The organism is Blautia sp. MCC283 (assembly GCF_018785565.1).
GTDB lineage: Bacteria > Bacillota > Clostridia > Lachnospirales > Lachnospiraceae > Blautia_A.
In genome coordinates, this window is record NZ_WQQB01000049.1 from 59,870 (window position 1) to 74,310 (window position 14,441).

The 14,441-nt window shown below is 46.4% G+C and carries 8 protein-coding genes; 6 read left to right on the plus strand and 2 right to left on the minus strand.

The genetic code is table 11. From position 1 onward, the window contains the following. The first annotated feature begins 67 nt into the window (after positions 1-67). Both GPK81_RS14690 and GPK81_RS14695 read left to right on the plus strand, forming a co-directional pair. On the plus strand, positions 68-580 hold the full coding sequence (locus GPK81_RS14690; protein ID WP_118062624.1) for a transcription repressor NadR: 513 nt from the start codon (positions 68-70) through the stop codon (positions 578-580). 201 nt (positions 581-781) lie between these two features. Further along, positions 782-1,432, plus strand: a complete 651-nt coding sequence (locus tag GPK81_RS14695) for a trimeric intracellular cation channel family protein (protein ID WP_174088412.1) — start codon at positions 782-784, stop codon at positions 1,430-1,432. 117 nt (positions 1,433-1,549) lie between these two features. On the opposite strand, the gene GPK81_RS14700 is transcribed toward GPK81_RS14695, so the two are convergent. After that, entirely contained in the window at positions 1,550-3,274 is a 1,725-nt protein-coding gene (locus GPK81_RS14700; protein WP_195567077.1) for an ammonium transporter, read from the minus strand. Positions 3,275-3,572: 298 nt separating this feature from the next. Continuing rightward, entirely contained in the window at positions 3,573-5,675 is a 2,103-nt protein-coding gene (locus GPK81_RS14705; protein ID WP_148447563.1) for a glutamine synthetase III family protein, read from the minus strand. A gap of 329 nt (positions 5,676-6,004) precedes the next feature. Between GPK81_RS14705 and purF the strand changes: the two genes are divergently transcribed. The 4 genes from purF to gltB all read left to right on the plus strand — a co-directional run bounded on the left by purF (position 6,005) and on the right by gltB (position 14,434). Then, the gene (gene purF, locus GPK81_RS14710) at positions 6,005-7,399 is read left to right on the plus strand and encodes an amidophosphoribosyltransferase (RefSeq protein ID WP_118071168.1); all 1,395 of its coding nucleotides are present in this window, start codon (positions 6,005-6,007) and stop codon (positions 7,397-7,399) included. 282 nt (positions 7,400-7,681) lie between these two features. Next, positions 7,682-7,906: an HPr family phosphocarrier protein gene (locus GPK81_RS14715; protein ID WP_021977864.1), complete on the plus strand. Its 225-nt coding sequence runs from the start codon at positions 7,682-7,684 to the stop codon at positions 7,904-7,906. A 349-nt stretch (positions 7,907-8,255) separates the two neighbouring features. Continuing rightward, the gene (locus tag GPK81_RS14720; protein ID WP_021977863.1) at positions 8,256-9,884 is read left to right on the plus strand and encodes a CTP synthase; all 1,629 of its coding nucleotides are present in this window, start codon (positions 8,256-8,258) and stop codon (positions 9,882-9,884) included. After that, positions 9,881-14,434, plus strand: a complete 4,554-nt coding sequence (gene gltB / locus GPK81_RS14725; RefSeq protein WP_118062618.1) for a glutamate synthase large subunit — start codon at positions 9,881-9,883, stop codon at positions 14,432-14,434. Before GPK81_RS14720 ends, gltB begins: the two co-directional genes overlap by 4 nt. Positions 14,435-14,441 lie beyond the last annotated feature (7 nt).

Consider the following 14,441-nt stretch of genomic DNA (forward strand, 5'->3'; position numbering starts at 1 on the left):
CGCAGGAATGAGGAAAACAGATATCAGGACCAAAAGTACAGGCACAGCCAGGAAAGGGGAAGCTTAAATGACTGGTTCAGAACGCAGGACAGCGATCATGGATCAAATTAAAAACAGTGACCGGCCGGTCTCGGGAAGCGCTCTGGCCAAAACATTTCAGGTCAGTAGACAGGTGATCGTGCAGGATATTGCACTGATACGTGCAGAGGGGAATAATGTGATCTCCACCAACCGGGGATATATCCTCAACGCCCCGCATACAGTGAGCCGGATCTTTAAGGTGCATCATACAGATGCGGATCTGGAGAATGAACTCTGCGGAATTGTGGATCTTGGCGGAAAAGTGATCAACGTAATGGTCAATCACAGAGTTTACGGACACATCGAGGCAGAACTGAATATCGGCTCCAGGCGCCAGGTGGAGAATTTTATGGAGGACATTCGAAACGGTAAGTCCAGTCCTCTGAAGAATATTACATCGGATTACCATTACCATAAAGTAGAGGCAGAATCAGAAGAAATTCTGGATATGATCCAGGATATGCTGAAAAGACGAGGCTTTCTGATCGAAGCAGAATAATAGAAATCGGATACAAAAAGAAAAGATGTACAGAATAGGGAAATTCTGTTAGAATAAGAAAAGTGAAATGAAAGATAAGAGAAGGAATCCTGTGTGAACAGGGTTCCTTCTTGCGCCCTGTAAAAAAATGCACAGGTGGGGAAAACAGGCTGCAGATATGAGCCGGAGAAGGAACAGCAGCCGGATATGTATGGAGGGGAAATGGATTATCAGAGTTTATTTACATTTATTCTGGAAATGGCGGGAACGATTGCATTCGCTGCTTCCGGAGCAATGGTAGGAGCACAGAGAGGAATGGATATTTTCGGGATCTGCGTTCTGGGCGTGGTGACAGCCGTGGGAGGTGGAGCGACCAGAGATATTATTCTGGGAATCGTGCCGCCGGGGATGTTTCAGAATCCCATATATACCATTGTGGCAACGGTGACGTCCTGTATTGTATTTGCCATAATGTACTGGAAACAGGAACTGCTGGAGGGCGAGAACCGGATGGTCTATGATAAGATCATGCTGGTGATGGACTCCGTGGGTTTGGGTGTGTTTACAGTTATGGGAGTGGATAAAGGGATCACAGAAGGATATATGGGAAGGACGTTTTTCCTTGTGTTCCTTGGAACGGTTACGGGCGTTGGCGGCGGACTGATCCGTGATATGATGGCAGGCGTGCCGCCGTATATTTTTGTGCGTCATATTTATGCTTGCGCATCCATTGTAGGAGCCATTGCCTGCGTGTGGGTATACCGTCTGTGGGGAGGCGTCCCTGCTATGGTGATCGGAACTGTGGTGGTGATACTGGTCCGGTATCTGGCGGCTCATTACCGGTGGAACCTGCCGAGGCTTCGTAGAGAATAAGAGTAGTAATACAGGAAAAGATCCGGAACATTTGAAAGATAATGTTCCGGATCTTTTCTGGCTTTCATTTGGTTTATATTGCGTAGAAAGATTTTATATGTTTTTCTTATAAAAAGATCATGCGTCTGTATCCTGCAGAGCCAGGAAGCCTTCCTCGCCGGTACGGATCTTGACAACGTTTTCGATGTCGTAAACGAAGACTTTACCATCACCGATCTGGCCGGTATGAAGAACTGCTTTTGCAGTGTCAATAACTTTCTGAACCGGTACAAGGCTTACAACGATCTCGATCTTAACCTTCGGGCGGAGGTTCATGTCAACTTCAACACCACGATAGTAGGTTGGAGCACCTTTCTGAACACCACATCCCATAACGTTTGTAATTGTGATACCAGTTACCCCGATCTCGTTCATGGCCTGCATAAATTCGTCCAGCTTGTTCTGACGTGTGATGATAACAACTTTTGTCAGTTTGTGTACGCCGTCAGCAGGAATCTCAGGAACAGATTCAGCAGGAGCAGAAGGTGCGTGTTTGATAACCGGATCTTTCACGGAAGTTCCCATCGGAGCCGGAGCTTTTGTCATGGTATCCTGTACAAAGAATCCGTCGTATGCACTTGCAAGACCGTGCTCTTTCATATCCAGACCTGCGATCTCTTCCTCAGCGGAAACACGAAGGCCGATGGTGTGTTTGATCACCTGGAAGATAATTGTCATTGTAACAGCTACCCATGCGATGGTGATTGCCATACCGATGAACTGAACACCGAAGCCGTGGAAACCGCCGCCTGTGAGAAGACCTTTCCATTCTGTGCCAGCACCGTCTGAGAAAAGTCCTACAGCCAGTGTTCCGAAAGCACCGTTGAGGCCGTGTACACCAACAGCACCAACTGGATCATCAATTTTGAGAACTTTGTCAATAAACTCAATACCAAATACTACGATAAATCCGGAAATGATTCCGATGATAGCTGCAGAGGTAGGAGATACGGTATCACAGCCTGCTGTGATGGCTACCAGTCCTGCAAGGGAACCATTGAGGGACATGGAGACATCTGGTTTTTTGTAACGAATCCATGTGATCAGCATAACGGTTACCGTTGCAACAGCAGCGGCAAGGTTTGTTGTTACGAAGATCTTGCCTGCGCTTACGATGGCATCCCCTTCCATGCTGACGGTAGATGCACCGTTGAAACCGAACCAGCAGAACCAGAGGATAAATACACCAAGGGCACCTACGGTAAGGTTATGTCCGGGAATCGCTCTGGATTTACCGGATTTGGAATATTTTCCGATACGGGGTCCAAGGATGATGGCGCCAATAAGTGCTGCAACACCACCGACCATATGAACGGCACAGGAACCTGCGAAATCATGAAATCCCATCTGACTGATAAATCCGCCGCCCCAGATCCAGTGACCGGATACCGGATAAACAACGAGACTGATCAGAAGACTGTAGATACAGTAGGAGATGAACTTGGTACGTTCTGCCATGGCACCGGATACGATGGTGGCAGATGTTGCGCAGAATACAGTCTGGAAGATCAGGAATGCCCAGAATGGAACTCCGTCCGGAAGCATTGCGTTTCCGTAGTTTGCCTCTGTGGCGATTCCGCCGATCTTGCCGAAGAAACCGTTTCCTGCACCGAACATGATACCGAAACCAACCAGCCAGAAGACCGGAGTACCGATACAGAAGTCCATCAGGTTTTTCATAATGATGTTACCTGCGTTTTTTGCTCTTGTGAATCCTGTTTCGACCATTGCGAATCCGGCCTGCATGAAGAAGACCAGTGCCGCACCGACGAGGACCCAGATTGTGTTTACTGAAGAATACATAGTAACACTCCCTTTCCCAATTTTTTTCTTCCTATTATATAAGGCATATACAGGAAGGATTTTTACAATACCGGATCATAAAACAGACAGAATTTATCCAGTATCAGTATAACGAAAAAGCGCGGGAGAGAAGAGTTTCTCTTTCGCGCCTTTACGAAACAAAATGAATATATTGTAAAACAGGGGATATCTGTATCGTGTGATTAATGGATGAGGAAATCGATAATGAATTATGAAGTAGAGTTCATAAGGGATATCCCCTGTATTTACCGTATGAAATTGTTTATCTGATCAAGTATCAGATGGAGAATAACAGCTCGTCGTATGTCGGATATGGAAGTAACTCATCCGGGATCAGAGCTTCTGCCTCATCTGCAGATTTTCTTAAAGTATCCATGTCTTCAAGAACAGTTTCCTGATAAGCTTTTGCGCAGGCAAGTACATCGTCGGAAGCGGCGAGAGCTTTTGCTGTGTCAGCTTTTAGTGTCTCCAGATCTTTAGTCATGGTGTCAGCAAGTGTGCTCAATTTGGAGATCAGAGCAGCTTCGCTTGCTACAGAAACATCAGCTACTACGGATTTCTTTACAGCAGCAGTGTCGGCAAGTTTTTCAACATATGTAAATACGGAAGGAATCACCTGTTTCTGGATTATCTCAGCAAGAGTGTTGGACTCGATGTTGATGGTCTTGTAGTAGTTCTCAAGCCAGATCTCATAACGGGAGAACAGTTCTTCCTTTGTAAAGATGCCGTGTTTTGTGAACAGCGCGATGTTTTTCTCATCAACGAAGTGAGGAAGAGCATCCGGAGTTGTCTTCAGGTTGTAGAGACCGCGTTTTTCAGCTTCTTCAACCCACTCGTCTGTATAACCGTTGCCGTTGAAGATGATACGTTTGTGATCCTCGATGGTTTTCTTGAGAAGTGCATGTACTGCGCTTTCCATTTCTTCTTCCGGAACATCTTTAAGAGCTGCGCTGAACTCGGAGAGAACTTCTGCAACGGCAGTGTTCAGTACGATGTTCGGGTTTGCAACGGATGCTGCGGAACCAAGCATACGGAATTCGAATTTGTTTCCGGTGAATGCAAACGGTGAAGTACGGTTTCTGTCGGTGGTATCTTTTGTGAAGTGTGGAAGTACTTTTGCACCGATATCCATCTGTACGGCATGTTTGTTGTTAAAGAAGGTATCATTCTCAATGGATTTGAGGATATCTGTCAGCTCATCTCCAAGGAAGATGGATACGATTGCTGGCGGTGCCTCGTTTGCTCCAAGACGGTGATCGTTTCCTGCACTTGCAACAGATACACGGAGAAGATCCGCATAATCGTCAACGGCTTTGATAACAGCTACCAGGAATACCAGGAACTGTGTATTCTCTGCCGGTGTTTTTCCAGGATCAAGAAGGTTTACACCTGTGTCTGTGCTCATGGACCAGTTGTTGTGTTTACCGCTTCCGTTGATTCCCTCAAATGGTTTCTCATGAAGGAGGCAAACCATGTTGTGCTTGTCGGCAACTTTTTTCATGATCTCCATGGTCAGCTGGTTGTGGTCAACTGCAACGTTTGTGGTATCAAATACAGGAGCCAGCTCATGCTGTGCAGGAGCAACTTCGTTATGTTTTGTTTTTGCCGGAATACCAAGTTTCCAGAGCTCTTCGTCAAGATCATGCATGTAAGCGGCAACACGTGGCTTCAGGGCTCCGAAGTAATGATCTTCCATTTCCTGTCCTTTTGGTGCGGAAGCTCCCAGAAGTGTACGTCCGCAGAAGATCAGGTCTTTTCTCTTCTTATAGAGATCTTTGTCAACCAGGAAGTATTCCTGCTCAGGTCCTACCGTTGTATTGATATGACGGACCTCTTTGTTTCCAAGGATGTGAAGGATACGAACTGCTTCTTTATTCAGAACATCCATGGAACGGAGAAGAGGAGTTTTCTTATCCAGTGCCTCTCCGCTGTAGGAGCAGAAAGCCGTTGGGATGTAAAGGGTTTTATCTTTGATGAATGCCGGTGAAGTAGGATCCCATGCTGTATATCCTCTTGCTTCGAAAGTGGCACGAAGTCCGCCTGACGGGAAGCTGGATGCGTCCGGCTCACCTTTTACCAGTTCTTTACCGGAGAAATCCATGATCACCTGTCCGTCTCCTGTTGGGGAGATGAAACTGTCATGCTTCTCGGCTGTTACGTTTGTCATCGGCTGGAACCAGTGTGTGTAATGGGTTGCACCGTTTTCAGTAGCCCATTCTTTCATTGCAACTGCTACGGAATTTGCAACATCCAGTTCCAGATGAGTTCCGTTTTCAATTGTTTTCTTTAATGCTTTGTACATGTCCTTTGGCAGTTTGCTGCGCATCACTTTGTCGTTGAATACAAGGCTGCCATACATTTCCGGGATACTCTGTGCCATATAGGTACACTCCTTTCGATTTCACTCATTCATTATAATTTTTAATTATCTTATAAGGACCGTCCTGCTTCTCTTATAAGAAAAACAGACCGGAAAAACAAAAAAAGCGCTTCAGATACTTGTCGTATCCAAAGCGCCTTTGCTTTATGTGATGCAGTATACACCAAAATAAAATATTGTCAAGAGCTTTTTTGAAAAAATCTAAAAAATTGATCCGGGAGAGGGGAGTGTCGGAAAATGGGCAGGGTTGACAAATCTTGTCCTTTTATTATAATCTGATATCATAGTTAATGATTACAAAGACAATGGAAAAACAGATGGAGGGAAATATGTCAGGAGTAAAGGAAGAATGTGGCGTATTCGGGATTTATGATCTGGATGGAGGAAATATTGCACCATCTATTTATTATGGTCTTACCTCGCTGCAGCACAGGGGACAGGAGTCCTGCGGAATGGCCGTTTCAAGGACGGACGGAGAGAGAGGAAACGTACAGTTTCATAAAGATCTCGGACTGGTAAGCGAAGTTTTACGAAAAGATGTTGTACATAATATGAATGGTGATATCGGAATCGGACATGTTCGCTATTCCACCACCGGAGAGTCTGTTGCGGAGAATGCACAGCCGCTGGTACTTTCTTATATCAAGGGAAGTCTGGCGCTTGCACATAATGGAAACCTGGTCAATACAGAAGCCCTGAAATGGGAACTGATCCAGACCGGAGCAATCTTCCATACAACTACCGACTCTGAGGTTATCGCGTTCCATATCGCAAGGGAGCGCGTGCATTCTGCCACTGTAGAAGAAGCCGTACATAAAACCGTAGAGAAGATCCACGGAGGATATGCTCTTGTGATCATGAGCCCACGGAAACTGATCGGTGCCCGTGACCCTTACGGACTGAAACCCCTCTGTCTTGGAAAAAGAGACAATGCCTATGTTCTGGCATCCGAGAGCTGTGCACTTACATCTGTAGGCGCAGAATTTATCCGTGATATTGAGCCTGGTGAGATCGTCACCATCACCAAAGATGGTCTGAAATCCAGCAAACTGGACGTTCAGAAAAAGCATGCCCATTGTGTCTTTGAATATATCTATTTCGCCAGACTGGACAGTACCATGGATGGAGTAAAGATCTATGATGCAAGGATCCGCGGGGGAAAATCTCTGGCAAAATCCTATCCGGTAGAAGCAGACCTGGTAACCGGTGTACCGGAATCCGGACTTCCGGCAGCCAAAGGTTATTCTGAGGAATCCGGAATCCCGTTTGGTTTTGCGTTCTATAAGAACAGTTACATTGGAAGAACCTTTATCAAACCGACCCAGCAGGAGCGAGAGTCCAGTGTTCATCTGAAGCTGAGTGTTCTGGAATCTGTAGTAAAGGGAAAGAGGATTGTTCTGGTAGATGACTCTATTGTTCGTGGAACTACCATTGCAAACCTGATTCATATGCTGAAAGAGGCCGGAGCAAAAGAAGTTCATGTACGTATCAGCTCCCCGCCATTTTTACATCCCTGTTATTTTGGCACCGATGTGCCGTCCAATGACCAGCTCATTGCTGCTCAGCACAGCACGGAGGAGATCCGTAAGATGATCGGAGCAGACTCCCTGGGTTATATGCAGATTGATTATCTGGAGGGCATGGCAGGCGGACTTCCGCTTTGCAAAGCATGTTTTGACGGCAATTATCCGATGGAGATACCGAAAGAAATCAAACAGGATTAAGGTCTGTGTGGAATTAATCTCACAGTGAACGTCGGTTGATTCGAAAATGAAAATATGAAAAATATACAATAAATAAGCAGAAAACCCGAATTTTGTTATATAAAATTCGGGTTTTTATAGGATAACCTTTAAAAATGATAAAAAACATCAACTTGACAAATTCGACAACATGAGACATAATGTGAGACAACCAGATGAGAAGTGACGAAAAAGAATCGCAGAGATCTGGCGTCACCGGTTTGCCGGCCTTTCTTAAGGCCGAGAGAAGAGAGGATGAAATTTATGTCTCAGAAAATCAGGTTAAACGAAACAGCAGATGTGAAAGAGTTTGTACAGGCTGCAAGCAAATGCGACTTTGATGTAGATATTTCATATAACAGAGTTATCATTGATGCAAAATCCATTCTTGGAATTCTCAGCATGGATCTGACCAAGGTCCTTACTGTAACCTGTCATGGGGAAGATCACGAGTTCAACCGTTTCCTTCAGAAGTTTGCGGTAGCGTGACAGGCGGGAAGCACAGAGGGAGATAAAGCGTAAAGAAAATAAAAAGAGAAAACAGACGTGACTGCAGAGAGAGGACATCATATGGGAGTCCCTGGCAGGCGTCTGTTTTTTTGTATCCACAGCATTATTTGCATCTGTATCACCATATCATAGGAAGAAATTCATCAGACTATATAGAAAAAATCTGTTATTGACAAATAAAAAAAAATAGTTTATAGTAAACCATATTTTATATGGAAGATAACTGACAAAGGCGTCAGGAACGGTACCACAGGGGAATTCTCACCCCTTGGAACCTGTTCCGGACGCCTTTTTGTTGTGGAACACAAAATGGAGGAGGAAATCGAAGATGGCAGTAAAGTATGTTTTTGTAACAGGCGGAGTTGTTTCCGGACTGGGAAAAGGAATTACCGCAGCGTCCCTGGGACGCCTTCTGAAAGCAAGAGGGTATCAGGTGACCATGCAGAAGTTTGATCCTTACATTAATATTGACCCGGGAACTATGAACCCCATTCAGCATGGAGAGGTTTTTGTAACCGATGACGGTACAGAGACAGACCTTGACCTTGGACATTATGAGCGTTTCATTGATGAAAGCCTTGACAAGAATTCCAATGTGACAACCGGTAAGATTTACTGGTCTGTTCTTCAGAAAGAGCGTCACGGTGATTTTGGCGGAGGTACTGTACAGGTAATCCCGCATATCACCAACGAGATCAAGAGCCGTTTTTACAGAGCAAAAACAGCGGATGAGGACAGAATTGCCATCATCGAGGTAGGCGGGACAGTTGGTGATATTGAGAGTCAGCCGTTCCTGGAATCCATCCGTCAGTTCCAGCATGATGTGGGACATGACAATGCCATTCTTATTCATGTTACCCTGATCCCGTACCTTCGTGCTTCCGGAGAGATGAAGACCAAACCGACCCAGGCCAGCGTAAAAGAACTCCAGGGAATGGGAATCCAGCCGGATGTTCTGGTATGCAGAAGCGAGTATCCTCTGACTGATGATATCCGTGGAAAGATCGCCCTGTTCTGTAACGTACCGGTAAGCCACGTACTTCAGAACCTGGATGTAGAATATTTATATGAAGCTCCTCTTGCAATGGAAAGAGAAAAACTGGCAGATGTAGTACTGCAGAGCTTAAGACTTGAGAACCGTAAACCGGATCTTACAGACTGGGAGAATATGGTAGAAAATCTCCGCCACCCGGACAAAACCGTGAAGATCGCCATGGTTGGTAAGTACACACAGCTTCATGATGCATACTTAAGTGTTGTGGAAGCCCTGAAACATGGTGGAATCTCCTGCCGTGCAAAAGTTGATATCGTCTGGGTAGACTCTGAAGAGCTCAATGAGAAAAACCTGGATCAGACCCTTCATTCTGTAGATGGAATTCTGGTTCCGGGAGGATTCGGAAACCGTGGTACTGAAGGAATGATCCTTGCAGCACAGTATGCGAGAGTTCATAAGATCCCGTACCTTGGCATCTGCCTTGGAATGCAGATGGCTATTGTAGAATTTGCCCGCCACGTACTTGGATATGAAGATGCCAACAGCATTGAGCTGGCACCGGAGACCACGCATCCGGTCATTGCTCTGATGCCGGATCAGGAAGATGTGGAAGACCTTGGCGGAACCCTTCGTCTTGGAAGCTATCCGTGTGTGCTGGCCGAAGGCTCCAAATCCTATGAGCTTTTTGGAAAGAAAGAGATCCAGGAGCGTCACAGACATCGTTATGAGGTAAACAATGCATTCCGTAAAGAATTAAGTGAAAAAGGAATGTCCATCGTAGGAACTTCCCCGGATGCACATATCGTTGAGATGATCGAAATTGCCGGACATCCGTTCTTTGTAGGAACACAGGGACATCCGGAATTCAAGTCCAGACCGAACCATGCACATCCGCTGTTCCGTGGATTTGTGCAGGCGGCAGTTGACAAAAAGACGGCAGAAGAAGCTGCAATGAAAGGATGAGAAAAATGAGAGAAGTAGGAAATCAGCAGCAGGGCCTCTACCGCCCTGAATTCGAACATGATAACTGCGGTATCGGAGCCGTTGTTAATATAAAAGGAAAGAAAACACATGATACTGTTGCAAATGCTCTTAAGATCGTAGAGAATCTGGAGCATCGTGCAGGTAAAGATGCAGAAGGAAAAACCGGCGATGGCGTCGGTATCCTTCTCCAGATCTCCCATAAATTCTTCAAAAAAGTCTGTAAGAAAGAGGGCTTTGAGATCGGCGGCGAGAGAGAATATGGTGTAGCCCAGCTCTTTTTTCCACAGCATGAGATCAAACGTGCCCAGGCAAAGAAGATGTTCGAGATCATCGTGGAAAAAGAAGGCCTGGAGCTTCTTGGATGGCGTACAGTGCCGGTATTCCCGGAGGTTCTTGGACATAAGGCAAGAGAGTGTATGCCATGCATCATGCAGGCATTCATCAAGAAACCGGAAGATGTGGAAAAAGGCCTTGCCTTTGACCGTATGCTCTACATTGCCCGCCGTGAGTTTGAACAGAGTAATGACAATACTTACGTAGTTTCCATGAGCAGCCGTACCATTGTATACAAAGGTATGTTCCTGGTTGGACAGCTTCGTACATTCTTCGGAGATCTTCAGAGCCAGGATTATGAATCTGCCATTGCAGTGGTGCATTCCCGTTTCAGTACCAACACAAATCCAAGCTGGGAGAGAGCACATCCGAACCGTTTCATCGTACATAACGGTGAGATCAACACTATTCGCGGTAACGCAGATAAAATGCTTGCCCGCGAGGAAAACATGGATTCTCCGTATCTGAAAGACGAACTCCACAAAGTTCTCCCTGTAGTCAACCGTAATGGTTCTGACTCTGCGATGCTTGACAATACCCTGGAGTTCCTGGTTATGAGTGGAATGGATCTTCCTCTTGCAGTGATGATCACCATTCCGGAGCCGTGGGCAAACAATGATACCATTTCCCAGGAAAAACGTGATTTTTATCAGTATTATGCAACCATGATGGAGCCGTGGGACGGACCTGCATCCATCCTGTTCTCGGATGGTGATGTGATGGGAGCGGTTCTCGACCGTAACGGTCTCCGTCCATCCAGATATTATATTACTTCTGACGGATATATGATCCTTTCTTCCGAGGTTGGTGTTCTTCCGGTAGACGAGGAGAAGATCGTATTAAAAGAGCGTCTCCATCCTGGAAAAATGCTCCTGGTTGATACCGTTCAGGGCCGTGTCATCGATGATAATGAGCTGAAAGAGAAATATGCAAAGAAACAGCCATATGGAGAGTGGCTGGACAGCAACCTGGTACAGCTCCGTGATATCAAGATCCCGAACCAGAGAGTGATCGAGTACACGCCGGAGGAAAGAGCACGTCTGCAGAAAGCTTTTGGATATACCTATGAGCAGTATCGTACTTCCATTCGCAACATGGCATTAAATGGTTCAGAAAGCATCGGAGCTATGGGCCATGATACCCCGCTTGCAGTATTTTCAAAACAGCATTATCCACTGTTCGACTACTTCAAACAGCTGTTTGCACAGGTAACAAACCCGCCGATCGATGCCATCCGTGAGGAGATCGTTACTTCCACAAGCGTATACGTAGGAAAAGACGGAAACCTTCTTGTTCAGAATCCGGAGAACTGCCAGGTTCTTAAAATCAACAACCCGATCCTGACAAACACCGATATGCTGAAGATCAAGAACATGAAAAAGGAAGGCTTCAAGGTTGTGACCATTTCTACTTTGTATTATAAGAGTACAAAACTGGAACGTGCCATTGACCGCCTGTTCGTAGAGGTTGATAAGGCTTTCCGTGAGGGCGCAAATATCCTGGTCCTTTCTGACCGTGGCGTAGATGAGAACCATATGCCGATCCCGTCTCTTCTTGCTGTTTCCGCAGTGCATCAGCACCTTGTAAAAACAAAGAAGAGTACATCCCTTGCGCTGATCCTGGAGTCCGGTGAACCGAGAGAAGTACATCATTTCGCAACACTTCTTGGTTATGGCGCAAGTGCTGTCAATCCATACCTGGCACTGGATACCATCCATGAACTCATCGATACCCATATGTTGGACAAAGATTACTATGCAGCGGTTGATGATTACAATCATGCGGTTATCAGCGGTATCGTAAAGATCGCTTCCAAGATGGGCATTTCCACCATCCAGTCCTATCAGGGATCTCAGATCTTTGAGGCAATCGGAATTTCCCAGGATGTGATCGACCGCTACTTTACAGGAACAGTAAGCCGTGTAGGCGGAATCACACTGGAAGATATCGAGGATAACGTAGAAAAACTCCACTCTGAGGCATTTGACCCGCTGGGACTTGCCACAGACCTTACTTTAGACAGCGTAGGTGCTCACAAGATGAGAAGTCAGGGCGAGGAGCACAGATACAATCCACGTACTATCCATCTTCTTCAGCAGTCCACAAAACAGGGCAGCTATGAGATGTTCAAAGAATATACAAAACTGGTAGACGAAGAAGGTCATGGGAACTTAAGAGGACTTCTGGACTTCAAGTTTGCAAAAGAGCCTCTTCCCATCGACCAGGTTGAGAGTGTTGACGACATTGTAAAACGATTTAAGACAGGTGCCATGTCCTACGGTTCCATTTCCCAGGAAGCACATGAGACACTGGCCATCGCCATGAACCATCTCCATGGAAAATCCAATACCGGTGAGGGTGGCGAAAGTGATGAGCGTCTGGATTCCGCGGGAACAGACAATGACCGCTGCTCTGCGATCAAACAGGTAGCCAGCGGACGTTTCGGTGTTACCAGCCGTTACCTGGTATCTGCAAGAGAGATCCAGATCAAGATGGCACAGGGTGCAAAGCCTGGTGAAGGCGGACATCTTCCAGCAAAGAAGGTTTATCCGTGGATTGCAAAAACCCGTCATTCCACACCGGGAGTCAGCCTGATCTCTCCGCCGCCACACCACGATATCTACTCCATCGAGGATCTGGCAGAGCTGATCTATGACCTGAAAAATGCAAACAAATATGCAGATATTTCCGTAAAACTGGTTTCCGAGGCTGGTGTTGGTACGGTCGCTGCCGGTGTTGCAAAAGCCGGAGCACAGACTGTTCTGATCTCCGGATACGACGGAGGTACCGGAGCGGCACCGAGAAGTTCCATCCACAATGCAGGACTTCCGTGGGAGCTTGGACTTGCAGAGACACATCAGACACTGATCATGAACGGACTTCGTAACCGTGTACGTATCGAGACAGACGGTAAGCTGATGAGCGGCCGTGACGTTGCTATCGCAGCGCTTCTCGGTGCAGAGGAATTCGGTTTTGCAACTGCTCCCCTTGTAACTATGGGCTGCGTGATGATGAGAGTCTGCAACCTGGATACCTGCCCGGTTGGCGTTGCTACCCAGAATCCGGAACTCCGTAAGAGATTCCGTGGAAAACCGGAGTATGTGGAGAACTTCATGAGATTTATCGCACAGGAACTGAGAGAGTACATGGCACGTCTTGGCGTTGCAACCATCGACGAGATGGTAGGCCGTACAGATCTTCTTACCGTTTCTGACAGCGTACAGGAGCCACATAAGGGCAAAGTTGACTTAAGTGCGATCCTGAATAACCCATATGCAGGAAAAGGCAAAGTTACTTTTGATCCGAAAGCGGTATACAACTTCAACCTTGAGAAAACTCTGGATGAAAAAGTCCTGGTTAAGAAATGTGCGCCGGCGATCCAGAAAGGTGAGAAAGTTTCTGTAGATGTAAATGTTACCAACACAGACCGTGCATTCGGTACCATCCTTGGATCTGAGATCACGAGAAACCATAAAGAGGGCCTTCCGGAAGATACCGTAACTGTAAACTGTACAGGTGCAGGCGGACAGAGCTTCGGTGCATTTATCCCGAAAGGACTGACACTGAAACTTACCGGCGACAGCAATGACTACTTCGGAAAAGGACTTTCCGGTGGCAAGCTGATCGTTAAAGTACCGGAGAAGGCCGGATACAAGGCAGAGGATAACATCATCGTCGGAAACGTGGCTCTCTATGGCGCAACCAGCGGAACTGCATTTATCAACGGTGTTGCAGGTGAGCGTTTTGCAGTTCGTAACTCCGGTGCAGTGGCAGTAGTTGAGGGTGTTGGTGAGCATGGATGCGAGTACATGACCGGTGGCCGTGTGGTAGTTCTCGGAAAAACCGGAAAGAACTTCGCGGCAGGTATGAGCGGCGGTATCGCTTATGTTCTTGATGTGGACAACGTTCTTTACAAGAATCTTAACAAAGCAATGATCTCCATTGAAAAAGTGGATAATAAATATGATAAAAAAGAGCTTCGTGATCTCATCGAGGCTCATGTGGAAGCAACAGGCTCCGAGATCGGTAAGAAGGTGCTGGCTGATTTTGATTCCTATCTGCCTCACTTCAAAAAACTCATTCCGGATGAGTACAAGAGAATGATCACATTAAGTGCAAAGCTGGAAGAAAAAGGTCTGACCAGCCAGCAGGCACAGATGGAAGCATTCTATGAGAGCATCGGCGTGAAACATTAAGGAGGAT